At 40.2% G+C, this 26,836-nt stretch carries 24 protein-coding genes; 6 read left to right on the top strand and 18 right to left on the bottom strand.

All coding sequences use genetic code 11. The annotated features are described in order from the left end of the window. From RMY00_RS06760 to RMY00_RS06750, 3 genes are all read right to left on the bottom strand, one after another. A partial coding sequence (locus tag RMY00_RS06760; protein ID WP_322646792.1) for a calcium-binding protein occupies window positions 1–500 on the bottom strand: 500 nt, incomplete at its 3' end. Between the two features lie 297 nt (window positions 501–797). Beyond that, on the bottom strand, window positions 798–1,052 hold the full coding sequence (locus RMY00_RS06755) for a hypothetical protein (RefSeq protein ID WP_322646791.1): 255 nt from the start codon (window positions 1,050–1,052) through the stop codon (window positions 798–800). A 37-nt stretch (window positions 1,053–1,089) separates the two neighbouring features. Beyond that, window positions 1,090–4,779 carry an NB-ARC domain-containing protein gene (locus RMY00_RS06750; RefSeq protein ID WP_322646790.1) on the bottom strand — a complete coding sequence of 1,230 codons (3,690 nt, stop codon included), beginning with the start codon at window positions 4,777–4,779 and terminating at the stop codon, window positions 1,090–1,092. Window positions 4,780–4,898: 119 nt separating this feature from the next. Between RMY00_RS06750 and RMY00_RS06745 the strand changes: the two genes are divergently transcribed. The 4 genes from RMY00_RS06745 to RMY00_RS06730 all read left to right on the top strand — a co-directional run bounded on the left by RMY00_RS06745 (window position 4,899) and on the right by RMY00_RS06730 (window position 9,488). Continuing rightward, window positions 4,899–6,752 (top strand): adenylate/guanylate cyclase domain-containing protein, encoded by a 1,854-nt coding sequence (locus tag RMY00_RS06745; protein ID WP_322646789.1) that lies wholly within the window; start codon window positions 4,899–4,901, stop codon window positions 6,750–6,752. Window positions 6,753–7,073: 321 nt separating this feature from the next. Further along, window positions 7,074–8,657 carry an alpha-amylase family glycosyl hydrolase gene (locus tag RMY00_RS06740; protein WP_322646788.1) on the top strand — a complete coding sequence of 528 codons (1,584 nt, stop codon included), beginning with the start codon at window positions 7,074–7,076 and terminating at the stop codon, window positions 8,655–8,657. Window positions 8,658–8,854: 197 nt separating this feature from the next. Next, window positions 8,855–9,082, top strand: coding sequence for a hypothetical protein (locus tag RMY00_RS06735; protein WP_322646787.1), 228 nt, complete (start codon window positions 8,855–8,857; stop codon window positions 9,080–9,082). Further along, entirely contained in the window at window positions 9,072–9,488 is a 417-nt protein-coding gene (locus RMY00_RS06730) for a putative toxin-antitoxin system toxin component, PIN family (RefSeq protein WP_322646786.1), read from the top strand. Before RMY00_RS06735 ends, RMY00_RS06730 begins: the two co-directional genes overlap by 11 nt. A gap of 239 nt (window positions 9,489–9,727) precedes the next feature. Here RMY00_RS06730 and RMY00_RS06725 read toward each other — a convergent pair whose 3' ends face one another. From RMY00_RS06725 to RMY00_RS06700, 6 genes are all read right to left on the bottom strand, one after another. After that, entirely contained in the window at window positions 9,728–10,102 is a 375-nt protein-coding gene (locus tag RMY00_RS06725) for a hypothetical protein (protein WP_322646785.1), read from the bottom strand. Next, the gene (locus tag RMY00_RS06720; protein WP_322646811.1) at window positions 10,092–11,099 is read right to left on the bottom strand and encodes an LLM class flavin-dependent oxidoreductase; all 1,008 of its coding nucleotides are present in this window, start codon (window positions 11,097–11,099) and stop codon (window positions 10,092–10,094) included. The genes RMY00_RS06725 and RMY00_RS06720 overlap by 11 nt, the downstream gene beginning before the upstream one ends. Before the next feature lie 136 nt (window positions 11,100–11,235). After that, window positions 11,236–11,598 (bottom strand): hypothetical protein, encoded by a 363-nt coding sequence (locus RMY00_RS06715; RefSeq protein ID WP_181374248.1) that lies wholly within the window; start codon window positions 11,596–11,598, stop codon window positions 11,236–11,238. Between the two features lie 514 nt (window positions 11,599–12,112). Next, on the bottom strand, window positions 12,113–12,424 hold the full coding sequence (locus RMY00_RS06710; protein ID WP_322646784.1) for a hypothetical protein: 312 nt from the start codon (window positions 12,422–12,424) through the stop codon (window positions 12,113–12,115). Window positions 12,425–12,426: 2 nt separating this feature from the next. Continuing rightward, the gene (locus RMY00_RS06705; protein ID WP_100900566.1) at window positions 12,427–12,708 is read right to left on the bottom strand and encodes a hypothetical protein; all 282 of its coding nucleotides are present in this window, start codon (window positions 12,706–12,708) and stop codon (window positions 12,427–12,429) included. Between the two features lie 39 nt (window positions 12,709–12,747). Further along, window positions 12,748–13,170, bottom strand: coding sequence for a hypothetical protein (locus RMY00_RS06700; protein WP_322646783.1), 423 nt, complete (start codon window positions 13,168–13,170; stop codon window positions 12,748–12,750). A 1,015-nt stretch (window positions 13,171–14,185) separates the two neighbouring features. On the opposite strand from RMY00_RS06700, the gene cysK reads away from it, so the two are divergent. Continuing rightward, on the top strand, window positions 14,186–15,145 hold the full coding sequence (gene cysK, locus RMY00_RS06695) for a cysteine synthase A (protein ID WP_322646782.1): 960 nt from the start codon (window positions 14,186–14,188) through the stop codon (window positions 15,143–15,145). Window positions 15,146–15,369: 224 nt separating this feature from the next. Here the strand turns inward: cysK and RMY00_RS06690 are convergent, their stop codons facing one another. From RMY00_RS06690 to fdxB, 9 genes are all read right to left on the bottom strand, one after another. Further along, window positions 15,370–15,957: a hypothetical protein gene (locus RMY00_RS06690; RefSeq protein ID WP_322646781.1), complete on the bottom strand. Its 588-nt coding sequence runs from the start codon at window positions 15,955–15,957 to the stop codon at window positions 15,370–15,372. A gap of 1,473 nt (window positions 15,958–17,430) precedes the next feature. Beyond that, window positions 17,431–17,916 (bottom strand): ArsC/Spx/MgsR family protein, encoded by a 486-nt coding sequence (locus RMY00_RS06685; protein ID WP_322646780.1) that lies wholly within the window; start codon window positions 17,914–17,916, stop codon window positions 17,431–17,433. A 67-nt stretch (window positions 17,917–17,983) separates the two neighbouring features. After that, window positions 17,984–18,595, bottom strand: a complete 612-nt coding sequence (locus RMY00_RS06680) for a cupin (protein ID WP_322646779.1) — start codon at window positions 18,593–18,595, stop codon at window positions 17,984–17,986. A gap of 5 nt (window positions 18,596–18,600) precedes the next feature. Beyond that, a complete protein-coding gene (locus tag RMY00_RS06675) occupies window positions 18,601–18,774 on the bottom strand; it encodes a hypothetical protein (RefSeq protein ID WP_322646778.1) in 174 nt (57 codons plus the stop codon). A gap of 147 nt (window positions 18,775–18,921) precedes the next feature. Next, on the bottom strand, window positions 18,922–19,407 hold the full coding sequence (locus tag RMY00_RS06670) for a hypothetical protein (RefSeq protein ID WP_322646777.1): 486 nt from the start codon (window positions 19,405–19,407) through the stop codon (window positions 18,922–18,924). 173 nt (window positions 19,408–19,580) lie between these two features. Further along, window positions 19,581–20,180: a cytochrome c oxidase subunit 3 gene (locus RMY00_RS06665; RefSeq protein WP_229468424.1), complete on the bottom strand. Its 600-nt coding sequence runs from the start codon at window positions 20,178–20,180 to the stop codon at window positions 19,581–19,583. A gap of 549 nt (window positions 20,181–20,729) precedes the next feature. Continuing rightward, window positions 20,730–22,418 carry a cytochrome c oxidase subunit I gene (gene ctaD / locus RMY00_RS06660; RefSeq protein WP_322646776.1) on the bottom strand — a complete coding sequence of 563 codons (1,689 nt, stop codon included), beginning with the start codon at window positions 22,416–22,418 and terminating at the stop codon, window positions 20,730–20,732. A 101-nt stretch (window positions 22,419–22,519) separates the two neighbouring features. After that, window positions 22,520–23,506 carry a cytochrome c oxidase subunit II gene (locus RMY00_RS06655; RefSeq protein WP_322646775.1) on the bottom strand — a complete coding sequence of 329 codons (987 nt, stop codon included), beginning with the start codon at window positions 23,504–23,506 and terminating at the stop codon, window positions 22,520–22,522. 483 nt (window positions 23,507–23,989) lie between these two features. Further along, window positions 23,990–24,283, bottom strand: a complete 294-nt coding sequence (gene fdxB, locus RMY00_RS06650; RefSeq protein ID WP_109012311.1) for a ferredoxin III, nif-specific — start codon at window positions 24,281–24,283, stop codon at window positions 23,990–23,992. A gap of 909 nt (window positions 24,284–25,192) precedes the next feature. On the opposite strand from fdxB, the gene RMY00_RS06645 reads away from it, so the two are divergent. Further along, entirely contained in the window at window positions 25,193–26,788 is a 1,596-nt protein-coding gene (locus RMY00_RS06645) for a helix-turn-helix domain-containing protein (RefSeq protein ID WP_322646774.1), read from the top strand. Window positions 26,789–26,836: the final 48 nt, after the last annotated feature.

Raw genomic sequence — 26,836 nt, 5'->3', positions numbered from 1 at the left:
CCACCATTGAGAATATCATTGCCAGCACCACCACGCAGGACATCGGCGTATTGTGAACCAGTAAGTTCAAATCGCTCAATATTGCTGTAGCTGAGTAAAGTAGCGGTATTTACACGGCTGAAGATGGCATTCTGTCCATTAAATCCGACATCAACACCAGCCCCATTGCTCAACTGGCTGTAGTCTGCTACTAGAGTATCAGTACCAGCACCACCATCAACAATACCATCTGTATCAGTTATGATGTCATTGCCATCTCCACCATATAGGCTATCGAAGCCAGCGCCGCCATATAGGTTATCGTTGCCAGTTCCACCATCTAGGATGTCGTTGCCAGCTCCACCAAGTAGGTTGTCATTACCTTCATCGCCATAAATTTTGTCGTTCTGAGATTTACCTGCTAGGTAATCATCACCTCCTTTTCCAGAGAGCAACCAAGGTTGTCCATCATCGTCAGCTATAAATGTATTGTTAGTATTATCACCAGTGTATGTTCCCATTTGAATTTCTCCTTAATTCTTGAAAATAATGTTTTTGATGAGGCGATAGACCTCGTTTTAAGTTGGGAAATGTCCTGTTTTTGGGTAGTTTTCCCTTTCGTTTTTCAGGACTCCTCTACTTTAGGTTTGTAGCCCGATCGCGTCGATGAGGATAAGTTATGGAAAATTAAGGAGATAATTAAGTCGAATTCGTCTAAAAAATTAAGGTTGAAGCAGAGGACAAGCACGGTATCTGTAAAACCTCTCTCTGTATATCTCTCTACGGTGTACTTATAACCAATACGGTTCAGTTAAAAGTTATCGATGTAGATAACTGGTCTTTGAAGACCCGATAAATCGCGTCTCTACAAATGGTCTATTTGTCACATTGTTTTTTGCAATTGGTATAACTATTTTGACCTGCACGTTGATTGCATCGACCTGCATATCGATTGCATCGAACTGCACATTGATTGCATTAACTTGCACATCGATTGCATCGACCTGCACATTGATTGCATCGCCTTGCACATTGATTGCATTAACTTGCACATCGATTGCATCGACCTGCATCTTGATTGCATCGACTATTGTTTGTGTAATTTATAACTCAAATCTCGAAAGCACCTAAGACTTTGAGGACATCTTTTTGAGCTGTGGTGATTCCTGTTACGCCTGTAATGTTGGTTCCTTGATAAGGTCTGTCAGGATTGAGTGTTTTTAAAGATTCGCCCGTTTGGGCATCCCAAATCTGAATAGTTCCGTTTTGGCTGCCGCTAGCGATCGCATAATGTTCTGTATATTTACCAAATGCAATATGCGATCGCATTGCATGAGGCATGACAGGCAGCACTTTCAGGCAAACCCCTGTATGCCTATCCCAAATTCTCACTGTTTGATCTAAGCTGCTACTTGCCAAAATATCACCTTCTGGACTAAAAGCAACTGACCAAACACTATTACTATGTCCCTGAAAAATATTGAGGCATTCACCTGTATTAACTGACCACAGACGAACTGTTTCATCTTCACTAGCGCTACTGAGGATTTGCCCATCTGGACTAAAAGCGATCGCTTGGACTCTACTAGTGTGTCCTTCTAAAATTTGGAGACATTCACCAGTGGAAATCGACCACAGACGAATGGTTTGGTCTTCACTACTGCTAGCGACTATTTCACCATTGGGGCTAAAGGTAACACACCAAATCCAACTGGAGTGGCCTTGCAATATGTTGAGGCATTTTCCTGTACTGACAGACCATAAGCGAATGGTTTGGTCGTCACTGCCGCTTGCTAAGATTTGTCTATCAGGACTAAAGGCAACTGATTGCACCCAATTTACATGACCTTTCAAAATTTGTAGACATTGCCCAGTGCTAGCTGACCAAATCCGAACGGTGCGATCGGCGCTGCTACTGGCTAGCAAATCTCCATCTGGGTGAAACGCTACGGAAGTTACCCAGCCACTATGTCCGGTGAATTTTTTTAGACAAATCCCGGTATTGACATCCCATAATCTTACAGTTTGGTCTGTGCTGCCACTAGCAATTTGACCATCTCCATTAAAAGCAACTGAAAATACAGAGTTACTATAGCCTTTTAAGGTTTTAAAGCATCTACCTGTACTGACATCCCATAGTTTTACAGTTTGGTCTGTGCTACCACTGGCAATAGTTTGACCATCTGCATTAAAAGCAACTGAAAATACAGAGTTGGTGTGTCCTGGTAAAATATTCAGGCATTGCCCTGTATTATCCCAAATTCTCACAGTTTGATCGTCGCTGGCGCTAACCAGCATTTGGGCATCGGGACTAAAGACTACTGATCGGACGCGATCGCTATGTTCTTGTAATATATTGAAGCACTTTCCAGTACTAACTTCCCAGAGTCGAATTGTGAAATCGGCACTGCCACTGGCTAGGGTTTGACTATCTGGACTAAAGGAAAGTGACCAAATGCGATCGCTATGTCCTTCTAAAATGCGATCGCATTCTCCATTAATTTTCCAAAGTCGAATTGTGAAATCGGCGCTGCCACTTGCTAGAGTTTGACCATCTGGACTCCATGATACTGAGAGAATTCGATCTGTATGACCCGACAAAATTTTCTGACAGTCCCCAGTGTTGATATTCCATAATCTTATTGTTGGTTCATCGCCTCCACTAGCAAGGATTTGACCATCGGCACTAAAGGCAACTGACCAAATTGAACTTGTGTGTCCTGACAACGTTCTCAGACATTTACCAGTGTTGACATCCCACAGCCGAATCGTTTTGTCACTACTGCAACTTGCTAACAATTGCCCATCTGGACTAAAAGCAAGCGACCAAACCCAACCTAAATGTCCAGCAAAATTGACAACAAGTTTCCCAGTTGCAACTTCCCAGAGACGAAGTTCACCTTCTGCATCCCCCGTAGCTAATAATGTTCCATCTGGGCTAAAAGCAATACCAGCAAACACCATACCAAAGGTTTCAGCAAAAATACACTGACTCAAATCAGAAGATTCAAAATTAACATTATGCAAATTCACATCCTGTAAATAGGCTTGCCAAATCGTTAAATTTGAAAAATCGTAGTTAGTTAAAGTTGATTGGAGTTGACAAAGTAAATTTAAAATATTACCGCCTGCATATCCAGTTTTGAGTGACGATGTACCTCGTAGTTTGGTTAAACATTCACTGAGCAGGTTCTCAATTGCGACTTTTTCGCTAACTTCTATTAATAAACGATCTAGTAATAAGCGTTCAAGAATAGGCTTCAGGATGAAACGAACTTGTGTTTCTCGCACATAGTCTTGTGCAGTAGCTTTGAGTAACGCATGAGTTTTGAATAGCAGATTTTTTTGATTGGCATTCGCTTCTAAACCTGCCAATATTTCTTGACAAACTTGAGCAATTAATTTCTCGGTGACATATTCCATTACCATCGGCTGAAGTGAAAATGTCCGATGTTTTGCAATCAGTGTCAGCTTGTTTTTCTCAATTAGAGAGCGCTGCTCTAACGATTCTAGAACTTCAATTAAGTTCTGTGGTGATATAGGTGGAAAAATATCTGATCGCAGTTCTGCAAATGAAGTAGAATCACGATAGGTAGCCAGCCAATAAATAACTGTTTTTTCAGATTCAGAAAGCCGATCAAATTGTTGAGAAATTAGATTGCGAATATTACCAAAAACTAACGTTTCCTGTTTAAGAAAATCAGAAATACTGCCATCAAACAAGTTTTGAATCGTTGTTGCAATAATCTTCAACGCTAAGGGATTTCCTGCATAACCTTCAACTAGCCGATTCCATTCTTCTGTTGAACCTTGAAAATTACCTTTTAACTGTAAAAGTTCTTGTGCTTCTGTTTTCTGCAATCCGCCCAATTGAAAAGCTCGAACAGGTAAGCTTGCTCCTTCTAAAAGGCGAACTTCTGAAGGCTGATCTCTACTTGTTAGAATTAAACAGCTCTGATGGCGAATTTCTCCAATTTGTCTAAATATTTCGCCATAAGCTTCATAGCCTTCGATATAAGATGATTTAGATTTATCGTTGTGCTGTAAGATGGTTTCAACATTATCAAAAATTACTAAACAACGCTGCGATCGCAAATAATTCAGCAGACGCGAAATTTTGCCTTCAACGGTTTCTGGATAATCAATTTCTTGCTGATTAGATAAGAATTTTAATAACTCTGTTAATATCTCTTGTACTGGTGGCGCATTTCGCAGACTTCGCCAAATCACCCATTTAAACTCGCTCTGTAATTGTTGTGCCAGCTTTATAGAGAGGGAAGTTTTTCCCATTCCACCCATTCCTAACAAAGCTATAAGCCGACACTGATCAACCAAAATCCACTGCTGCAACTGAGCTAATTCTGTTTGCCTTCCGTAGAAAAAATCAACATCGATTGCATCTCCCCAATCTTGATGGGAAGTATTTGCTTCTGCAACTAGCAGAGTATCAGCAAATTTTGTTTGCATTTTTTCTTCAATATTATCAAAGATATTTTCTTGAACTTGATTTGATTGGGTAGTTGTATTCTCTATTTTAAATCTACGCTCAATTGCTGTTCTAAAACTTGTTTTATTAACTTTTTCTGCTAAAACTTCTGAAAGGAGTTTCCATAGTTTCGGGCCAACATCATGTTTTAAGTAAGTTGGAGAATAACCATAAATATCGGCAATGCGATCGTAACTTTGGCGTTCCAAAGACCAAGACTCACGCAACATAGCTTGTTGGAGATCGCTCAAATGAATTCTTGACTTGGCAAAAACGAGAGCGTCTGTAAATGCGAGTGCTTGCTCAATATCCATTGCTGCGATCGACAAAAGTTAAATATACTTTAAATTCTATAAGTAGAATGGCATAATTCATTTATCAGAGAATAACAAAAATAATACGCAATATTTTACAAATTCTTTACACAAGGTTTATGGTTCAGCCATTAATTAGTCGAATTTGGGAATCATTTTTACGCTTACTGTTGCAGAGGATTACTCTTGTACTCACAATTATGTTGTGTGGAGCGATCGCGATCGCAATTTCTAATATGTCTGCGCTTTCGTCGAGCTTAATTGAATCCCAAGCAGTTCAAAATGCTGCCTTGAATATCCAATCATTAACTCAAGCATTTGACCTCTACAGCGCCGCAGCCGCAGAGCGAGCTAAAGCCGTACCTGGAATTACCGTCACCCACGCTTACCTCAATACCAAAGGCGCAATCCCCCTACCCTCAACTTTTGCGATCGAACTTGGTGAGCAAATTAGTGAAAAAAATGCCGAAATGTCTGTACGCCTGTACAGTAACTATCCATATCCTTGGCGCAAAACCACAGGGGGAGCAAGAGACGTATTTGAGCGCGACGCACTCAACTTCTTGAGAGAAAATCCTCGTCAAAAATTTTATCGCCTTGAGAAGCAAAATGGAAACACCACCTTGCATTTTGCACAAGCCAGCCTTATGAAACCAAGTTGCGTAACTTGTCATAACACAGATATCAATAGTCCAAAGAAAAACTGGGAAGTAGGAGATGTTGCTGGAGCCTGGGAGATTTCTCAATCTCTCGATAATTTAATGACCAAAACCAACCAAAGTCTCCAAGGAACCTTTGCCATGTTAGGCGGTATGTCAGTCTTAGGAATCTCAGGATTGACACTTGTTGTTGGGAAACTCCGAGAAAACGGCAGAAATCTAGAACATCGAATTAGAGAACGAACCACAGATTTAGCAGAAGCCAATACTGAATTAGAAAAAAGAAACCAATTAATTCGCCAAGTTTTCGGACGATATTTAAGTGATATGGTTGTCGCTAACTTGTTAGAAAGTCCTGAAAGGTTAAAACTCGGTGGTGAACGACGCAAAATTACTATTCTCACCTCTGATTTACGAGGCTTCACTGCGCTCTCAGAACGCTTTCCGCCAGAAGAAGTAATTTATATTCTCAACCTCTATTTGGAATACATGGCGGATGTGATTAATCATTACCAAGGTACTATTGATGAGTTTATGGGGGATGGCATTCTGGTATTATTTGGTGCGCCGATCGCTAAAGAAGATGATGCTCTCAGAGCCGTTACCTGCGCCTGTGCCATGCAATTAGCAATGGGTGGCGTTAATCAAAAGATGAAAACCCTCGGCTGGCCACCATTAGAAATGGGGATTGGTATTAACACAGGTGAAGTTATAGTCGGCAATATTGGTTCCGAGAAGCGGACTAAATATGGAATCATAGGTAGTCAAGTAAATCTCACTTATCGCATTGAGTCGTATACTAGTGGCGGTCAAATTCTGATCTCAGAGCAGACTTTCAAAGAAGTAGAGTCAAGCGTCAAAATTATTGAGCAAAAGCAAGTTCAGCCGAAAGGTGTGAGCCAACCAATTACTATTTACGAAGTATATGGTGTGGGCGGACGATACAATCTTTATTTACCCAAAGAAGAAGAAATATTTTTCCCTGTTCCTCAAGAAATTCCGTTTATATACACTATTTTGCATGACAAGCAAATGGGTAACCCGGTTTTTTCAGGACGTTTAATTAAACTATCAGCAAAAGGAGCCGAATTACAAGTAGATATCCCTAATGAAGTACCTCATAAGTTAACTAATATTAAAATTAATCTTTTCATATCTCAAAACTCAACACAAGTGAGTGAAGATATCTATGCCAAAGTCTTAGAAAAACTAGCAAACACAGGAAGTTTCTATATTCACTTTACGAGTATTCCTCCAACACTAGTAACTCAGTTAGATAATCTCTATAAGATGATTTCTCAAAAACCTAATTAAGTAGAAGACAAATTAATGCACCGTAGCATAACTTTTCTTGCATTTAACAAAGATACAGGTTGCATTCATTATATAGCAGTCCTAAATTATTTGTGAAAATTATATATCTCTTTCTTCTTTCTTCCCTTTGCGTCCTTCTCTAACGAGACGCTACGCGATGGCGTTCTTGGCGGTTCGTTTCCTTATCTATATTTTTCACCTCTCATCATAAAATTAAACCACTAACTTCTAAAATCCCTCTGCGGGTTCATGAAAACTGAAAGTATTTTTTGTAACTTTGTAAACGCATACTGCCATTTTCGTATCTGTGCGTAAATCCTCATGGCTAAAGTTGAAGAATTGACACCCCAGCAACTCTCCGAAACAAACCTGAAACCACGAGGGAGAGTTTATCCGAGTCCTATCAATTGGCGCGACCAATTTTTGTACCAATTGATATTAGATAGATTCAGTGACGATAATGAAAATCAAAGGGAACTTTTTGACCGCAGCAACCCTTCAAAATTCCAAGTTAAAGACAAAGCCGACTGGATGGCAGCAGGGACAAAGTTTGTTGGTGGTACTCTTAGAGGAATTAAGAGTAAATTGGACTATTTGCAGCGATTGGGAGTAACAACGCTGTGGATTAGTCCACCTTGGCAACAACATTCTGAATTAGAAGCTTATCACAGCGATCGCATCCAAGACTTCTTAAATATTGACCCCCACTTTGGCACTCGTCAAGATTTAAGAGATTTAATTGATGCTGCCCACGATCGCAGGATGTATGTCATCCTTGATGTAGTATACAACCAGAACGCTGATAACTGGTTTTACAAAAATGATGCGATCGCAGCCTTAGCAAGAGTTTATCAATATTGGATTGCTCTTTCTGACTGCGATGGCTTTAGGGTAAATAGCCTCAAGCATGTTTCTCCAGAAGATTCCCGCAAATTCTGCACTGCAATTCGTGAATACGCTGAATCTATCGGTAAAGACAATTTTTTATTAACTGGGGAAATGACTTCCGGTAGTATGGCTGGTGCGTACATAGACATTATTGGTCGCAACCTCAGTGCTGTATTAGACAGCGTACATGCTCCTAACGAATTGACTGCATTTGCAAAAGGGTTAGTACATCCAAAGCAATTTTTCGATTTATATAGCGAAAAAAACCTGGCTGGAGAATACCGCCAAATTGGGACATATCATGTCTCCATTTTGGATGATTATGATATGTCATTCCGTACTCATAAGCAACGATTTGCCGCAAACAGTAATGTACTTAATCTTTATGAACAAGTTGCTCATGCTGTCGGTGTGCAATTAACTACGCCAGGAATTCCTGCTATTTATTATGGAACAGAACAGGCTTTTGATGGCAATGAAGGCTATCACGATAACAGCATAGAAGGTGGCAGGTTTGGCGAAGATAGATATATCAAAGAAGCAATGTTTGGCGGTGCTTTTGGCGCATTTCAAACAGCAGATTGTCATTTCTTCGATATTGACCATCCTACCTATTTGCGGATAGCTGCGATCGCTCGTATCCGCAACAGTCAAGATAAAATTGGTAAAGCATTGCGCCGTGGACATCACTACCTACGCGAAACATCCTTTTATGACTCCCCTTTCTCGATTCCCGGACAAGGTGAATTAGTTGCTTGGTCACAGACTTTATTTGACACAGAAGTGTTGATGGTGCTGAATACTAACGGCTTAGAAAATCGCGGTGCAGAAGTGACAGTAGATACTTATATGCATCCTCCAGACTCGACTATGACCTTTTTATACAAGAGTGATTGGAGTGATTCATATTTACGCTACCCTCCGCGCGGACAAACTGTAGCTGTACAACATCATGACGACCGTCGCGCAACTGTGCGAATTGATTTGCCTCCTTCAGGAATGGCAATTTTGGCGTAAGCAAGCACTAGTATTTGGGCAAAGCTTTGGAATAAAAAACCTGGTTTAAATTTATAAACTTTTACCATCAGCTTTGCCCCAAGAATGAGTAAATATCTCGTTTCTAATTTTTTATAAAAACTAGTATTTCCCGAAATTCGTCACAGGTAAAATATAAATGTGCGTCAAGTCCCTATCCGCTAACCGCAGAACCTACTATGAATCAAAAAACCTATCAACTTCCTCTAACCTTTGAGCAAATTCTTAATCTTGTCCTACAATTACCAGCACAAAAACAAGAAGAACTTATTCAAGAAATAAAGAAAAATTCTTCAAAAAATAAAGATGAGGATTTACTTAGTGTTTTTGAAAGAATCGGCAGAAATGCTCAAGCTAAAGGACTAACCGAAGAAATGCTAGAAGAACTACTTGCCGATGAATCATAAACTAATTGTCATTGACACAAATGTTTTACTTAGTGCTGCACTGAGTCCTGATGGAACAGCCCGTAAAGCCCTAGATAAAGTCTATAAAGAATTCTTTATTGCTCAAAGCGATGAAACTTATCAAGAATTAAAGACACGAATTTACAAACGTAAGTTTGATAAATATATCTCAGATGAAGAACGGCAGGATTTTTTGGATGTAGTTAAAAAATACAGCAAATTTATAGAAATAAAATCTCAAGTAAAAATCTGTAGAGATCCAGACGACAACAAATTTTTAGAACTTGCTAAAGATTCCAGCGCCGAGTTTTTGCTTACAGGAGATCAAGACCTTTTATCACTCAATATCCTAGCCGAATATGAAAACCAGATAATTACTCCTAGAGACTTTCTTGACCTTGGTTAATTCATGAGGAAAATCAACGATTACAATACAAGTTAAATTAAGGCTTAACTCTTTGTCAAAGCTAATTTTTTTAACGAACCGCCTTATTACGGTACTTATTCATCCCAAAGACTTATTTGTTGGGGACAAAATTAAACATATACCATATTGCAACTATTCTACAATTACAACACCCTGCACTTTAGGAGTACAGGGTGTAAGACAGCTATATTTTGTGTGATTCCCAGTTTCTATTTACCTCAAAGCCAATCTCGATAAGCTGATATTTCATTTACGCTGATTTCAAACGGCATCCCCTTGCCAAATGGCGGATAAACGCGGATTTTACCGTTGCTAGCAAACCGCTCTAATCTATTACCTAACTGAGCAATATTGCTGACTATATGCCAGTAAGATACTAAGTCAGGACAGTCAACAATTAATGTTAGAATACTAGCATTTGTTGTGACATACCACTGGCAATTAGATAACAGGACTCGCGTAATGCGATCGCAGGCTTGATAGAAGCATCTGCCTGTAGACTGTTCTAGCTCCATTTGCAGCATTCCATCCTCTTTTGTTACCTCAGATGGCGGTAAATCATCGGGAGGAAGCTGATATAGTTTAGAAGACATAATTTCGCACCTCTTGGTTGTAGCGCGTCAAACTCTCCAGGTTTTTTTGCATATCCGAAGACGAGGGTTTGAGTGCTAACGTACCTAAATTTAATTCGTCTTGAAATTTCTTGATTTTGTCTCGACAAGTCTCCACATCACCGATAATTGAGTTCTCAATCAAATAATCTTCGTCGAAACAAATGTTTGTGCGATCGAATGGTTTTTGGTTGGGATTCGCACTATTTTGCAATACTTCAGCCGAATTAGCTGTCATTTTCTTGCTAAATTGGCGGATGAAAGGTAATGCCTCACTCACTGCCTCATCAAATGTTTTGCCAACATAAAAAAAGCGTGCCAACACGAAGTTTTCTGCACCACTAGAATTTAAGGCTCGATATTTAGCAACAGTATCCTTTAATCTCTGTAGGGAGAATGGCGGCCCACCCATCAAGCTGAAGGAATGTTTAGCAGCAAACTCGATACCATCATCACCACCAGTGGCAACATACACTGGTATTTGACTCTGCAATGGTTTTGGGTAAATTGTTAAGCGATCGCATTGATAATACTTGCCATTAAATGATACATCAGTTTCATATAAAAGCTTTTGAACCAGTGCGATCGCCTCTAGCATCCTGGGACGGGATTCACTTGGGAGTGTCGCAAAATGCTTGTTTTGTTGGGGAAAGGGGCCGCCTTTGGCAACTCCAAATAATAATCGTCCATTGCACAGGTGATCCAGAGTGGCGATATCTTCCGCTACCCGAATCGGGTTATGGAATGGCAGTAATACCGCCGCAGTGCCTAATTGGATAGTTGAAGTCAGCCCCGCCAAGTGTGCCATTAACAGCAACATAGAGGGGCTGAGATTGGATTCACTAAAATGATGTTCACTCACCCAGGCTTCTTCAAAACCTAAACTTTCTGCCTGTTTTATCAGCGTGACTTGCTCAAAGATGGCACGACGAGCATCTTGGTGATGATTATCGTAATTGCAGAAAATTCCAGTTTTCATTACTTGCGTTAATACTTTGTGCTGGCTATTCTTGTGGTCGATAGGTTCGTAGTAAGCACTAAGCGTGCTTAAATTTTTGAGGAATAAAGTTTTCACCACAAACACCTTTACTCCTCTCAATTAATGCGCTCAAAGACTAATTTGCAACCCACTGCAACTCCAACCATAGACGTGGGTTATTGTGTTTGATATTCGACATCGGGTCGCGCAATAATCGTTTGGCATTCATGCAGACTACCTGTACTAGACCCATGTTGTCTGCTACTTCTCTGAGTATTTCTTTATGAGCTTGCACACAAGAAATCATTTCGTCAGAGCAATAAATTCCTATATATTGCAGGCGTCTCGCAGGTCGTCCCCAAAAACAGGTAATGACTTTCACATAACACCCGTCTAGTAATTCTCCAACTTTTGGGTAGTATTCGTTGAGGACTCTTGTGAATTCTTTGGCTAAGATATCTTCAGCAATCATTGGAACTGATATTTCTGTAGCGTCCATCACGCTATTTAATATAACATAATTTTATCAATTAAACATTACAAAATAGCCTAATAGGCTTAAATAAAATATTAAATACTACAAAAAAAAGAGGCATACATTGTTTAGTATTACCTCAGATTCGCGTAAAGCATCTTTATATTTAAATATGAAAGTATTGGTTGGAATACCCCTAGTCTAGGCGAATATAATTCGCAGCTATACGACATACATTTGGCTTTGTATAAAATTGTAGGTTGGGTTAAGTAAAGCACAACCCAACATTTCCGGGGCTTTGTTGGGTTTCGTTCCTCAACCCAACCTACTAGCTACTAGCGCTTAACCCAGTCGCTTGTTTTCTTAGTCAGCATAGGCGAACTTGGTTTGCAAGACTAAGCACGATTTATAATCTAGAAGGATATTTGCAAAAGGAAGATGCACCTAAATACTCTAATATCGAAAATTATGAATTCAAATAAAATGCATTTAAATAGCATATTTTAATATTGAATTCTAAATTTTGTCTTTTTAATTATTATCGAGCATTACGTTCACAAACTAATACCTCTGCTATAATATCCGGCACATTTACAAAGTCTGTAAATCCTTCATAATCACGGATTGGTGATATAAATGTATAGTTTGGATCGCACACTCCATTGTCATATACTTGAATAAACCATCGATCGGGAAATCCTTCTACACCTAATTCTACAGTGTACCAACTCTCGCCAATCAAACGAGAGTTAAAGATTGTAAACCATTCCCGATTCTCTTCTGAAATATTCCAATCTGCCATGAGCAGTTCTAAAGCTATCTGCCCTGCATCCGTTGAAGTCAACAGCATTTTTACTCCTTATTTGCAGCTTCAGTGTTTGCAACTTCAGGATTGGAAACTTCCGGGTATAAACCCAGTTCTTTAGCTAGCTCACGCGCTACAAAAAATAAAAACTTAGCACCATCTTGATTGCCTTCATGAGCAAACATAGTTGCTACTTGTAGCATTGTCTCTACAAAACCAGAATCAATTAATTCTGGCTTACTTTCCAAAACTTCTGGTTCTTGACCATTAGGACATTTAAGTAGCTCATCAATCAGATTGAAATACAGTTGTTGGCGTTGTTCTGACATAGTAAGCTTCTTAATTTTAGTGAGTTAATTGTGAATTAGTTACTGTTCGATACTGTGCTGCCATAGTCTTTCCAACATTTCAACTTGTTCTTTTAAAACAGCAGCACGATGAACAAGATATCTGTCGTAAAAAAGAATCCCTAACCCAATACAAATAGGGGTTAGCAAGAAGAACCATTGTAGGATCGTGGCAAATTTATATTGTTCAGCAACAGTCAGCATTTGATGAATCACATTACGGTCAGAGGATTGGATGCTAGTCTGAGGGGAATGTGTACCCTCTGTCCGGGGAGCCAAGATAGGAGCATTTCTACTAGTCTTGTTAACTTCGCAGGCTAAATTCTGGGATTTTACTAACTCCAAATGTCGCTCCCAAACTATGCCAAATACTACTACTCCTGGAGAAAGCACTACTAAGGTAACTACGCAAACTGTGAGAAGATTTAAAAGTTTTGCTTTCATCTCGGCTCTCCCTTGCTAGGTAGTATGCACTCAGCAAGAAAATATCTTTTGCTGTTTATTTTAAGTAGCTATACATTTCTACTTTTCAAACAGTTTTGATATTAAAATATGTGTAAATGGTAGTTTTACAATTGTTAGTTGCCAGTCATTTTTACAATTATCACTGACTACGGACTACTGAAAAGTTACCAAGCTTTTCACAAAACGTAGGATTAATCAGTCAGAAATAACGCGCTTAGATTTAGAGAACCTGATTTCATCCTCCTCTCAAAAGAGAGATTAAGAAGTCCCCCCTAGTTCACTAAGCTTTCGCCCAGGAATGTTGGGGGGTAGAGGGGAATCTCTGCGTAAATCCTATACGATTTATATCAGCCGCTCTCCACAAAACAGTTTACCCTAGCCCCGTTAAGATTATTAAATTCATTAGAATAGTACTCAAAGTCTGTAATCCCTGCCTGATAAGTATTGCAAAAATTAATTGGGGTATGGGTGCTAGTGTTTTTAGGATGGGGTTCTAGTGTTTACGAGGTGGGGCGCTGGTAGTTCTGTACTCAACCTCAAAGCAGTGTAGGCAAGGATTAAGGACTGTTTATAATGCATTTTTTAGAAGACAAAAACTGCACTCAAAAGAAAATATCAATGTCTTTTGATAAAGATAGACTAATAAATTAGAATAAACAATTAAATGTTATGCAAGTAAATTATATTTCTATAACATATAGAAGAGATTGAAAATAATGGTAAAAATTATGCATATATACAGAATTTATGCCCAATAAGCAATAGTCAGCAATTCCAAATGGTAAAATATAAGTATGGCAAGCTAGCCCTCTGCTGAAGTGAGAATCAAGGGGAACATCTGAAAAAGGTTCTTCCTAAACTTTCATATTTTGTAATTTAGTTAGAATACATAGTATATGCACTCATTGACACTAAACTGCAAATTAAATACACAAAAGCTTATTGTTATAAGTAAATACTCTGTACTAAGATTTAGGATTTTAGGAGCTAAATAATGCGGATTGCTCAAGACATAACAGAACTAATTGGACGAACTCCTTTAGTTCAACTGAACAAGATTCCTCAAGCTGAGGGAGTAGTAGCAAGGATAGTTGTCAAATTAGAAGGGATGAACCCAGCAGCTTCGGTGAAAGACCGCATTGGGTTAAGTATGGTACTCTCAGCAGAAGCAGCTGGTTCAATTGAGCCTGGAAAGACTATTTTGGTTGAGCCTACTTCTGGTAATACAGGAATTGCTCTAGCGATGGTAGCAGCAGCGCGTGGCTATCGTTTGATTTTAACAATGCCAGAGACGATGAGCCAAGAACGACGGGCTATGCTCAGGGCTTATGGTGCTTCTTTGGAATTGACACCAGGCGTTGAGGGAATGCGGGGAGCTATTCGCAAAGCTGAAGAAATTGTGGCTAATACTCCTGATGCTTTTATGCTGCAACAGTTTCGCAACCCTGCCAATCCTAAAGTTCACCAGGAAACCACCGCAGAAGAAATTTGGACAGATACAGACGGGGAAGTTGATATTGTCATTGCTGGGGTAGGTACTGGTGGGACAATTACTGGGGTTGCAGAAGTACTTAAACAGCGTAAGAAGACTTTTAAAGCGATCGCAGTTGAACCCAGCAATAGCCCAGTTCTCTCCGGTGGTGAAGCCGGGCCACACAAAATTCAAGGTATTGGTGCCGGATTTATCCCCGATGTTCTCCGCCTAGAATTGGTTGATGAAGTAATTAGAGTCAGCGATGAACAAGCGATCGCTTATGGGCGACGTTTGGCAAAAGAAGAAGGCTTATTGTCTGGGATATCCTCTGGTGCAGCTTTGTGTGCTGCAATTCAAGTAGGTAAACGTCCAGAAAATGCCGGACGTTTAATCGTGATGATTCAGCCTTCCTTTGGTGAACGTTACCTCAGCACACCCATGTTTCAAGACTTGTCTTTAGAAACTGCTGGGGTGCGGTAAAGAGACAAGAGGGACAACGCAGTAATGAACTTCCTGTCCCTCTCATTTAGCCCTAGCGTTTCATTCGGTGCAAGTCCCTTGTTAGCTTTGCCAATACCACATAAAAATTGCATGGGCGCTCGTGTCGCCCACCCCACAAGAAATGTACAATTTCAGATTATGCTGCACTAGATGTGGTTTAGCTACCATGCAAAACTCAGCTTACTGGCATGGCGGTAAAATCGTTAGCCTGGGCGGCCCGGACAGGACTCATTAGTACGGGTAATAGACCACCTAGCCCCTGTAAATCCTCTCTCGAAAGAACTGGGAGGAATAATCAGCCCAACCGTGCCGTTAGCTGTCCTACCATCTAAATAAATGTAGCGGGGTATAATAATGCCATTCGATCGTATTACGAAGTAGGTACCTGTAAAAATTATAGACCACGTAGCCCCTGTAAATCCTCCAGTGTAAGTAGGAGCCAGCCCAACCGTGCCGTTAGCTGTCCTACCATCTAAATAGTCGGGACCGGGTGTAGTGCCACAGGAGCGTATTGTGTAGTAGGAACCTCTTTTAACTATTTGCCACCTAGCCCCTGTAAATCCTCCAGTGAAAGTAGGAGCCAGCCCAACCATGCCGTTACCTGTCCTACCATCTAAATAGTCGGGACCGGGTGTAGTGCCAAGGGATCGTATTGTGTATATACCATTTGTAATTACACCATCTGTACTTTGTGCTTGCATAATCGTCTGAGTTTGTACTATACAAGCAATTCCGGCAACAAAACCGATCGCTACCTTTACAATTCGACGCCGAGAGAAACTATTAAACATACTAAACTCCTACAAATTAAGGATAGAGCCGAGATACGCACCAAATAGGACACGATTTTAATAAACTAGAACTTACGCCTTGACAAAATTTTGATTGTGTGGTGCTTACCATAGTAGACACAGATACCTCAACTTTGTCGGAGTTTTGAACTAGCGAGGACATCAGCCCTCGTTCTACTTCTTATATAGGTGTAAGTGAAATCAATTTATTCACTAGCGGAAGATGAAACGTGGATTGTAGATAGCTGAAGCTTTTTGCAGCCGCAGTGCAATTGACCCGCAAATACAGACAATAGATCTGTCCGCGTTCATTATGCATAATCCGATCTTTTTGTACAGTGCATAAGTTCTATAAACTAGCCCTTTCAAGGTGGTGAAATTTGAAACGAAGATTGGTTATTTCGACCTTCAAAAATCCCCAAATCTGAGTGGAGGATTCAAGGTGCTAGCACTGGAACAATGTATCTTCGTTTGTCACCTTGAAAGGGCTAGTTCTATAAACGTAAAGAAAAATCTAAGAGGATGTTTGAAAAGTATTTTTGGTAACATCAAAGCCTCGAAAACCTAACCCCCTAGCCCCCTGACTCTAATCCCCACTCCGTGGGGATACTGAGTTTCCTACAAGGCAATGGGGGTTTCAAAGCCTCTCTCCTTGTAGGCTATCCCTTACCCGGATCTTTCTTAACATTTGACAGAGTATTCATTCACATTTTTATAACCCTTATTCGTTCGTCGTTAATTCTTAATAAAAACCTAATTTTAGCGAGAATATTAAGAGCCAACTTGTCAAGTATGCCTGACACCTCAATGTTCAAGATGCTTGCAAAACAAGGGTTATAAAATTGTAATGAAAGATGTGACTAATAGATAGCCTTGTAGGAGAGAGGAATGGAAGCGAGGTTTTTAGTATAGATTTTGACTTTTCAAACATCCTCTAACGGCGCAGTAGGTAAACGCCCAACTTCCTTACATCGGCAGCGTAACACAAAGTGCAAAAGCTGCTCAAATCTGGTAGATATAGTCAGTATTAACTTTCGCTATCCTAAGCCATACTATCTAAACCGATGATAGTAGGTCATTGGTTTACATTGTACGTACCTGTTAACAGATAAAATAATACGCGTATTGAAAAAAATCATCTATTTAAGTTAACAAATTAAAATATTAACTATAAAGTTAATTTTCTAAGTAGATTTACTTGTAAATATTGGAAAAGTAAGGATCAACTTTATTTAATTGATACTCTCCTAAAGCAGGCAGTCTCCATCATAATTGATGCGTATGATAGTAGTTTTTTAGGCGATCGCACACCTTTAGAGTATGCAATCGCCTAAATCATTCCGACTACGCCGCGACTAACTCCCGTTCCGATACTAGTTCATACTCCAGCAGCCTCCGCCATTCCTCAGCAGAACAATCCCGCACTATTAGTTAGGGGCTGGGGGTGGGGTGTGAGGGACTTTTGCAAGAAATCTAATGTTTACAGTTGCCTTGTTTTTGGTGTTGTTGAGAACCGCGATCATGATTATGGTCTTTACCGTGGGAACAGTTTTGCAAATCTTGCTTCATAAGCTTGTCGCTGATTTCTTGCAAGGATTCATCCACAGCTTGTAAGCCAATCCAAGCATCAATTTTTTGTACATCAAACCCTACCTCGCGTTGTTCGCCTATTTCTAACAAAGGACGGCGAATCAACAACGGTTCTTTCAGCATCAGCGCCAAAGCAGTTTGTTCATCCACTTTTTCAGGAACCACCTCACCAGATTTTACCTTTGGGGCGGAAAGATTAAACCATTCGGCTATGGGGCGATCGCCGAAAAATGAACGCAACCGCTCAACTGTCCAAGGTTCAGTTAACAGGTTGTATGGTATCACCTCATGACCAGCAGCTGTTAGCAAAACTTTTTGCTTAGTACCACCTTTACAGCCTGGTTTGCTATAGAAAATTACTCTTGCCATTCAACTACCTCGCTGTAAAATTATTCGTTTTTAAGGGCGCACATTTGTGCGCTCCTACCGTGTGATGCTAAAAGTTTTTAGCACTACACTTAACCGGGTCAAACTCAAATCTCTCACTCGGATCAGTTTCGCCGTAAATGTTAAAAGTCACAGTTGGTTCATCACCCATTGCTTCTACACTGTGAATTGCATCAGGAGTAAAGCTAATAATATCCCCTGGAAATAGAGTTATCTCTCCCGTCTGTTCAATTTTGTCCTGAGATTCTGGGCTAGGAGTGTGTCGCCAAAAAGTATTTTTTTCCTGACCTTTTAACACCGCCACAACTCCCCACGTCCCATGATTATGAATGGTTGATCGGGTTCCCGGTGCAAATGTTACTGTCTGCACTGTTAACGGAAAACCCAATTCATCGTATAGGAGTAAAACAGAGGTTCCAGTTTTGGGCGAAGGTTCTAAATATTGACTTCGCACCCAGTAGGAATTTACTATTAAACGCCTTACAAGCATTCGGATTTCTGGCAGACGACTGGTTTGATCGTCCACACTATTGAGAACATCTTCGATTTCAGTTAAAAACCGATAAACACGATAGTTTTCTCTCAATAAATCCCATGCTCTTACAGCTTTACAGGCTTGATAATGACCGTCCCCCGTTAGCAGCCAATCCTTACCTTTCATAAGTTTTAAGTTGATAGCTGAGAAGATTGGATGATGATGATCGGAGAGACATTAGGAATATTAGTACCTCCAGGAAGTTGAGTAGGTATGGTGATAGGAGGAATGATAGAATTGCTATCAGTAGCTGCTCCTAATAGGGAGTATGAGGAATATGATGTGGTAGATAACCAATTGTTCATGATTGTTCACTAAAAGGGAATTGGGAATTGGGAATGGGGAATGGGGTATGGGGTATGGGGTATTCTCGTTATCTCCCCACTCTATATAGACGCGATGAATCGCGTCTCTACAATGCACATTGTCTTGTCGAGATGTGCATTGATTGATTAATCATCTTCTTCTGCTGGACGTGTCAAAATATCCAGGAGAATTCCGGCTCCAAAATCATGCTTTTCGTCTATCTCTTTGACTTTGGTGCTGATTTCTTTCGCTTCCTCGATTGCTCCTAACTTTGCTAGTACTAATCCAGAAGCAGCATAAGCATTTAAGTACAATCGAATTTGTGGGTCTTCTTTGCGATTGACTAATATCGGCTTAAGTTGCTCCCAGTCATCAGGCAAGTTTTCTATTTCTTTAATTTTATCTAATAATTTAGTTGTTGTTTGTAATGCAAGAGAATAATTATTCTTATAATAAAAAAATCTATATGCTGCTACCAAGACATCTGTATTATCACCAGTTTTGGCTAAAGCTTGTTGAATATATTTTTCTGATTCTGATGTGTTCTCCCAGGTTTGTGCAGCTAAAATTAATAGATTTTTGATGTCCTCTGGAACCTGGAACCATGAGAATTTATTTGTATTAGCTTGCATATTGGTAACTGGGGAGTAGGGAGTAGGGAATGGGGAGTGGGGGAAATGAGGGTGTGCTACATACCCTATTTAAAACAAAGTGAGAACGTAGACTAAGGTAAAAAGAAGAATAGCAATAGGGAGTAGGGAGTAGAAATATTCACCACTCCCTACTCCCCACTCCCCACTCCCCTTTAAAACAAAGTAAGAACGTACACCAAGGTGAATAAAACAATCCAAATAATGTCTACGAAGTGCCAGTAAATTTCTGTCATTTCGATGAAAGTATGATTGGTTGCAGAATATTCACCGGGAAGACGCGATCGCCACAATGCACGTAATATCAATAACAGTCCCACAAAAACGTGCAAACCGTGGAATCCAGTCATGATATAAAAGCAATTGGCAAAAACGTTGGTAGTCAGTCCGTATCCTAAAGTTGAATATTCATAAACCTGACCACCTAAGAAAATTGCCCCCATGATTGCGGTAATTGCGTACCACAGTTGCATTCCCTTAACGTTATTCTTTTTAATCGCCGTATCACCGAAGTGAATGACGAAACTACTAGACACCAGAATAATGGTGTTAATCGTTGGTACGAGTAGTTCTACTTCGCTTCCTTCTGGAGGCCAAACTGCTGTAGTACCCCGGAAAAACAAATAAGTGGCAAAAAATCCCCCAAACATTAGGGATTCAGAAGCGAGGAACGTCAACAATCCCCAGACTCTTAAATCTGGATGTTCTTCGTGTCCTGCACTGTGATCTTCGCTTGTGGTTGTAGCTATAGTCATAGATTTTTTGACAATACAATCTACTCTGTCTGTTGTGGAAGCTTGAATAAAGAATGAAGTCTGAACCAGCTAATACCAATTCGCAATTCGCAATGGGCTACGCCCCACTCCGCTAATAACGCAATTAAGAAACTTAGATGCAGCAAGACTTTCCTGATTTACATCTGTTGCTTCATTTTGGAGAATTGGTATAAATTTCTATTCTTTATCCAAAATCCTTGTTTAGCCAAACTCTTGAATTATTCAAGAATTTTCAAAATTCCGAGTTTCGTTTTCTGAATTCGGGTATCCGTTCATTGAATTCGGGCATCCGTTTATTGAATTCGGGCGTCCGTTCATTGAATTCGGGCGTCCGTTCATTGAATTCGGGCATCCGTTTATTGAATTCGGGCATCCGTTTATTGAATTTGGGTGTCCGTTTATTGAATTCGGGCGTTCGTGTTCCAAGCTTGAAGTTTCGTATTCCAAGCTTGGAGTTTTGAGTTCTCAAATCTAATGACTAGAAGTTTTAGTGACTTTGAGTGCGATCGCATTACTCACTTTATCTACCTAAGCATTAGCTTCCGGCGTTGCAGATGGCTGTATTTCAAGCCTGTTATCATGACCGTAGTCATAAGGGCCATGAGTTACAACCGGCAACACTTCCCAGTTTTCAATTGCAGGTGGTGAGCTAGTTGTCCATTCTAAGGTCAAAGCTTGCCAAGGATTATCACCAGCCAAAGGCCCTTTCAGCCAACTGTAGATCATGTTGATGGTGAAAGGAATTACCGATATCGCCAAAACAAATGAACCAAAGGTACAAATTTGATTGAGGTCGATAAATTGGGGGTCATACATTGCCACTCTTCGCGGCATTCCTTTTAAACCCAATTCGTGCATGGGTAAAAAGGTCAGATTAGTACCGATGAAAGTCAGGGCAAAGTGAATGCGTGCCAAGTTTTCATTCAGCATTCGTCCGGTCATTTTGGGGAACCAGTGATAAATACCGGCGTAAATGCCAAACACGGAACCACCAAACAGAACGTAATGGAAATGTCCTACTACATAATATGTGTCGTGGACGTGAACATCAAAGGGGGCTGTTCCCATTGTCACACCACTTAAGCCACCCATGACAAACATTGACAACAAGCCAATGGCGAAAAGCATCGCACCTGTGAAGCGGATTTTACCACCCCAGAGGGTAGCAACCCAGGCAAAAATCTTCACGCCAGTGGGAACTGCAACTATGAGGGTAGAGATAGTGAAGAACATCCGCATCCAGCCGGGTGTACCACTGGTGAACATGTGGTGTACCCAGACGAATAAACCGACAACGCAGATGGCTACACTAGAATAAGCGATCGCTTTATAACCAAAAATTGGCTTACGCGAGTGAACTGGAATTACCTCCGACATGATACCGAAGATGGGCAGAATCATTAAATATACTGCCGGGTGAGAATAAAACCAGAATAAGTGTTGATAAATTACAACGTTACCGCCTGCATCTGGTTTAAAGAAGGAGGTACCAAAGTTGAGGTCAAACAACAGCAGCACTAAACCGGCTGCTAATACAGGTGTGGAGAGAAGCGCCAGTAGAGAGGTTGCCAAGATTGCCCAGCAAAATAGGGGTACTTGATCCCATTTCATGCTAGGAACCTTCATCATCAAAATGGTGATCACAAAGTTCAGTGAACCCAAAATTGAAGAAGTTCCCACCAAGACGATCGCAAGTATCCACATAGTTTGAGCAATTGGTGCTGTTACCAAACTCAAAGGTGGGTAAGCTGTCCAACCAGATTGGGAACCGCCAAAAATGAAACTACCTAATATGAGTAATCCGGCTGGTGGATTTAACCAAAAGGCGATCGCATTCAGCTTCGGGAAAGCCATATCCCTAGCACCGACCATTAACGGCACCAAATAGTTACCAAACCCCCCAATGGCGCTAGGAACAATCCACAGGAAGATCATAATCGTCCCGTGATTGGTCATGAAAGCGTTATACAAATTGGGATCGAGTACGTCTGCTTCTGGTGTTGCTAATTCGACACGGATAGCAACAGCCATCAGTCCGCCGATGAGATAGAACACAAACGCCGTCACTAAGTATTGGATACCAATAACCTTGTGGTCAACATTAAATGTAAAATAGTCCTGCCATTTCCACGCCTTCGGATGGGAAGCGTGGCCAGCCACCATTTTCGGTTTCTTTTCTTCTGGTGGAGTATTCCGAGGAAATTCTACCTGTGTCATATTTTTATCCTTTGTCCTTTGTCATTTGTCTTTTGTCCGTTGTCATTTGCCAGTAACTAATGACCAATGACCAATACTTCGGCTACGCTCAGTACAAGTGACTAATGACCAATGACCAATGACTCTAGAGTTGCTGCACTAATGCCCATATCATGGGTGTGAGGAGCCAGAAACTCTGATGTTGATAAGTCGGCTGGATTAATTGCAACCACTTGATTGAGGTTTTCCCGTTGAGCAATTTGGTTTTCTGTCCGCCAGCTATCATATTCTTCTGGTGTGTGGACAATTACTTGTGTCCGCATTGAACCATGATAACCACCGCACAACTCAGCACAAACTACGGGATATGTACCTGGTTTTGTAGCGACAAATCGTAGTTCGGTAGGGATACCGGGAAGTGCATCTTGTTTCAAACGGAAGTTTGGTACCCAGAATGAGTGAATTACATCTTGTGCTGAAAGGTTGAGTTGGACATCAGCACCGACGGGTATGTGCAATTCCCCAGAGGTAATGCCACTATCAGGGTAGCTAAATAACCAGGCATACTGTATGCCTTTGACATCAACAACTAAGTCGGCTGGTTTGTTTAGAGTTTGAGGAGACGCGCCAATACCAATTGTTGGGGCAATTGTCGGGGCTGTTGTTGCTTCAGTATCGCTTAATGTGGCTGCGATCGCACTCCCCGGTATATGAGTAGCATGAGCTGCTGAATGAGGATGACCCGCAGGCTCAAAGCCGCCCATTCGGTTAAAAACATCTACACTGTAGATGCCCAAGAGGAGGACAATCACTGTTGGAATTGCTGTCCAAAAGACTTCTAAGGGAACGTTGCCTTCTACTCGCACACCATCGGTATCATCACCGCGACGGCGACGAAACTGAATCAGAAAAAGTACAATTGTTCCTTCTACCACTAAGAAGAGTGCGATCGCAATGGTAAACATGACGTTGAAAAAACCGTCTACCAAAGGTGCTTGTAACGATGCTTGCACCGGCATCAGAGTGTGATTCTGACCAATCCAAATACTAGTTGCTGTAACTACTATCCCAGCAACCAGAGTCCATAGTGAAACAGGAACTTGTTGCATACATGCTACCTGTGTAAACAGTCTTTAAAGATGTGATTTTCTGGTATTAGGTATTAGGCGCTGGGCATTATTATCTATTCCCCATTCCCCATTCCCCATTCCCTATTCCCTTTTCACTTATTAACTTTCTAACGTGCAGCCATAAAAAATGGGGGAAACTTCCAGATTTTTTCCATATCTTTCCCCCAGAAACTTACAAATTATATTTCAACTCCTATGAAAAAGGTAGCCCCCTGCTCCCAGAAAAGCTAGTTGTTCCAAGAGGGCACTGTTAGACCTAATATTGATTAGGCTATATTAGCAGCAAGTTTAATTTTGTTAATAACTGACATTTTGCGATTTACGCATTTGTTTACCGTGAACTTTCTATTAGTTGCAGTAAATATTTAATATTCCCCTCAAGTTACCTTGCCTAGCACATTTGCGCTTTATACAAACAGTGCCTCCTTGAATGAACAACAATTTTGACTAACTTCAAAAACCTTAGTTGTTTAATGCAACATGGGTGTAGCAATTTTTGGGGCAAATCCGTGAACACGCTTCACAACCAATACAGTTTTCTGGAGAAGTAACTGCCATTACTTTCCGTTCAATTTCATCATCATCTTCATCATCTACAAATTCGCCTTCTTCATTGAGCGCCTTCAAACCCAAAACATTGTAACCGCATACTTTAACGCATCTGCCACAACCGATACATTTGTCCTTATCAATTTCTTGAGCAAATTTTGGTGTCCAAGCCTTACCGCCAAATGTCAAACCTGTTAGCTGTGCCATGAATAATCCTTCGGCAATTTTGCCTTTCAATCTGTTTGTGCATTAATCATCATATTATCCTAATCTTTTATTCGTTTATATTCAAAAATTACTTTTTAGTCATTAAATTTCGATGACTTTGAACACAAAATTATATTGTTTTTAATTTCAAATTATAGATAAGGATTATTGATAATAATTGTCTAGTTGTAGGGAGCTAAAGTATCTAATTACTACTGTGTATGGATAATTATTATTTCTACAAGATACAAATATCTCTATAAGAGTGATGATATTTTTTTTCAATTATTTTTTGATTATTCAGATAAATATATCTAAATAGTAGTAATTAATACAAAAATAAATGTTCGTGAGTTACATTTTTATATATGCAATATGTATTTTAAAAGCCAACAATTTTGATTTTATTTTAATTAATCTATTTAGATAAATGATGACAAAAGAGATTATTCTTTTACATCAAGAAAGTAAAGTTAATTATGAAGGAACTGTAAACTTGGTAGCAGAATATTATCATGCATTAAATATTAAAATTATTAACAAATCAGATGAAATGTGATTACAAAAAGCTTAAATGTTTTCTAAAAGCACTTTATGGGTAAAGGAGAAATGTTCATTGAAGTAGATTTTCAACAAATATTAAGATTTTCTTTAAGCTCGATACGAACAAATTAATCATTATTTTTATGAAATGTATAGTTAATAAATAAGTTTTATCCGGCTCGGTTTTAAAGCCTTAAATAGCTTCCAATTGGATGCAAACTCAAAATATGGATGTGGGGAGTGAGTATGGTGAGAAAAAATTATTCTCGCCATAAAGATATGTGGTAGCGAGTCATGAATAAACAGGACTCATACAGGGGAGACCTGAGCCAGACATCTCAACGATTAGAGTGGGAAAAGAGCCAAATGCCTTATACAATTCCTAACAACAGTTGCGTTGGATGTGACAACTGCCGCCCCCAATGTCCTACGGGTGCAATCAGAATAGAGGACAATGAATACTGGATTGATCCTGGTCTTTGTAATAACTGTGAGGGCTTTTACTCAGAACCGCAATGTGTAATAGCTTGTCCAACTAATTCTCCGATTCCTTGGCAGTCGAAAAAGGGGAGATGCAAAATAGAACCGAGAGATGCTAGCAGTTTAGATTTGTTTTCTAACGGCAAGAATAATCCATTTGCTTCAGCGATCGCTATTTGGGAAGCTTGTAATGTATTAGCACAACGTACATCGCTACATTGGGAAACCGATGAAGAAGGCTATATAAGTTACAGCCGACAAATCAATCAGGGACGAGGTGCGATCGCTTTTCACATCCAAGATCCATTTAAAGTTAACGACAAGGCCACAGATTTAGCAGCAGTTGAGGGGATTGACATTAGGGCCGCTTGCATACATCTAATTTTTGCCGCTTATGCTACAGCCTTAGATCAACCTTGGGAGCAAGAATTTGCGATCGATGAGCGACAAATTGAGAAATATTTGGGGATGGAGAAACGCAAAGATTTAAGTAAAGCAGCCAAACTAGCTTTAATGAAAAATCTTGTCCAGCAAGCTTGTTCCCTAGTTATCTCCATCGACTGGCCTCAACAAGGTCGAATTAACGAATTCTCTATTACAGGTAGCCGCTTATGGCACTTAGTAGATATTCAGCACCACTTTCAAGAAGACAATCTTGGATGCAAATATCTTATTGGGTTAACTTTTAAAGTAAAAGCAGGCTTATGGGCACAATATTTCTTAAACAAACAAGCATGTAAAGAGCGAACCGCATTCTATCAATACGGCAGTCTCCCCAAAACGCTGCTAACCACAGTCATGAGCATTTGGCAGCAACATGAAGGCGCAGTCCGATTAATGCTGTGGTTGCTGTTTAAAACCAAAATGGGTAAAGAACAACGCATTACTATTCCTACCTTGCTGCGTATTGCTTACGGAGAAGAAAAAGTCGCCCTTGCATCCAGACAACGGGAAGAACGCAAACGTCTACTGCGAACTTTTGAAAGCGATTTAGAAATTCTCAATCACTATGGAATGAAACCACTTTTCGATCCAGTTACTTACCCACCAGAAATTCAACCTTTATGGGCGAAGTTAGTTGATCTTCCAGAAGATCCAGATGAAGCATTAGAATTTTGGACTAATGACGGTGGTGCTGAAACTCGCCTCACAGACACAGGCCCCCGTGGGAAATGGAATCTCTTAATGAATGCGCGGATTTTAGCTTTTGAACTCCCACCAGAATGGGAACAGCAAATCTCAGAATCGGAAAAAAAGAAAGCAAGAACTGCTAAAGCCAAAAGGAAGCCTAAAGCTACAAACGATTTGCTGGGTGAACAGATTTTGCAGGCGCGAAAAAATTTGAATCTCTCCCAAAGAGAATTGGCAAAGCTTACAGGTAAAAGCCAAAGCTGGATTCGAGATATCGAAAATGGCCGTTTAAAAGCCAAATTAGAAGACCAAATACTTTTACGAAGAGTCTTAAATATGGGTCAATCTTGATTTGGAATTTCAACGCAGAGGAACGCAGAGGGAAACGCAAAGGTACGC

Source organism: Nostoc sp. ChiVER01, assembly GCF_034531155.1.
Lineage (GTDB): Bacteria > Cyanobacteriota > Cyanobacteriia > Cyanobacteriales > Nostocaceae > Nostoc.
The sequence above is the reverse complement of the archived record's forward strand: the minus strand, read 5'-3'. Positions and strand labels throughout refer to the sequence as shown.

Excerpts from the sequence above, each read along its gene's own strand:
- RMY00_RS06755 (WP_322646791.1), bottom strand. The coding sequence starts at position 1,052 with ATGCAGGTCGATGCAATCGATGTGCAAGTTAATGCAATCAATGTGCAA.
- RMY00_RS06750 (WP_322646790.1), bottom strand. The coding sequence starts at position 4,779 with ATGGATATTGAGCAAGCACTCGCATTTACAGACGCTCTCGTTTTTGCC.
- RMY00_RS06745 (WP_322646789.1), top strand. The coding sequence starts at position 4,899 with ATGGTTCAGCCATTAATTAGTCGAATTTGGGAATCATTTTTACGCTTA.
- RMY00_RS06740 (WP_322646788.1), top strand. The coding sequence starts at position 7,074 with ATGGCTAAAGTTGAAGAATTGACACCCCAGCAACTCTCCGAAACAAAC.
- RMY00_RS06735 (WP_322646787.1), top strand. The coding sequence starts at position 8,855 with ATGAATCAAAAAACCTATCAACTTCCTCTAACCTTTGAGCAAATTCTT.
- RMY00_RS06730 (WP_322646786.1), top strand. The coding sequence starts at position 9,072 with ATGAATCATAAACTAATTGTCATTGACACAAATGTTTTACTTAGTGCT.
- RMY00_RS06725 (WP_322646785.1), bottom strand. The coding sequence starts at position 10,102 with ATGTCTTCTAAACTATATCAGCTTCCTCCCGATGATTTACCGCCATCT.
- RMY00_RS06720 (WP_322646811.1), bottom strand. The coding sequence starts at position 11,099 with ATGAAAACTGGAATTTTCTGCAATTACGATAATCATCACCAAGATGCT.
- RMY00_RS06715 (WP_181374248.1), bottom strand. The coding sequence starts at position 11,598 with ATGGACGCTACAGAAATATCAGTTCCAATGATTGCTGAAGATATCTTA.
- RMY00_RS06710 (WP_322646784.1), bottom strand. The coding sequence starts at position 12,424 with ATGCTGTTGACTTCAACGGATGCAGGGCAGATAGCTTTAGAACTGCTC.
- RMY00_RS06705 (WP_100900566.1), bottom strand. The coding sequence starts at position 12,708 with ATGTCAGAACAACGCCAACAACTGTATTTCAATCTGATTGATGAGCTA.
- RMY00_RS06700 (WP_322646783.1), bottom strand. The coding sequence starts at position 13,170 with ATGAAAGCAAAACTTTTAAATCTTCTCACAGTTTGCGTAGTTACCTTA.
- cysK (WP_322646782.1), top strand. The coding sequence starts at position 14,186 with ATGCGGATTGCTCAAGACATAACAGAACTAATTGGACGAACTCCTTTA.
- RMY00_RS06690 (WP_322646781.1), bottom strand. The coding sequence starts at position 15,957 with ATGTTTAATAGTTTCTCTCGGCGTCGAATTGTAAAGGTAGCGATCGGT.
- RMY00_RS06685 (WP_322646780.1), bottom strand. The coding sequence starts at position 17,916 with ATGGCAAGAGTAATTTTCTATAGCAAACCAGGCTGTAAAGGTGGTACT.
- RMY00_RS06680 (WP_322646779.1), bottom strand. The coding sequence starts at position 18,595 with ATGAAAGGTAAGGATTGGCTGCTAACGGGGGACGGTCATTATCAAGCC.
- RMY00_RS06675 (WP_322646778.1), bottom strand. The coding sequence starts at position 18,774 with ATGAACAATTGGTTATCTACCACATCATATTCCTCATACTCCCTATTA.
- RMY00_RS06670 (WP_322646777.1), bottom strand. The coding sequence starts at position 19,407 with ATGCAAGCTAATACAAATAAATTCTCATGGTTCCAGGTTCCAGAGGAC.
- RMY00_RS06665 (WP_229468424.1), bottom strand. The coding sequence starts at position 20,180 with ATGACTATAGCTACAACCACAAGCGAAGATCACAGTGCAGGACACGAA.
- ctaD (WP_322646776.1), bottom strand. The coding sequence starts at position 22,418 with ATGACACAGGTAGAATTTCCTCGGAATACTCCACCAGAAGAAAAGAAA.
- RMY00_RS06655 (WP_322646775.1), bottom strand. The coding sequence starts at position 23,506 with ATGCAACAAGTTCCTGTTTCACTATGGACTCTGGTTGCTGGGATAGTA.
- fdxB (WP_109012311.1), bottom strand. The coding sequence starts at position 24,283 with ATGGCACAGCTAACAGGTTTGACATTTGGCGGTAAGGCTTGGACACCA.
- RMY00_RS06645 (WP_322646774.1), top strand. The coding sequence starts at position 25,193 with ATGCCTTATACAATTCCTAACAACAGTTGCGTTGGATGTGACAACTGC.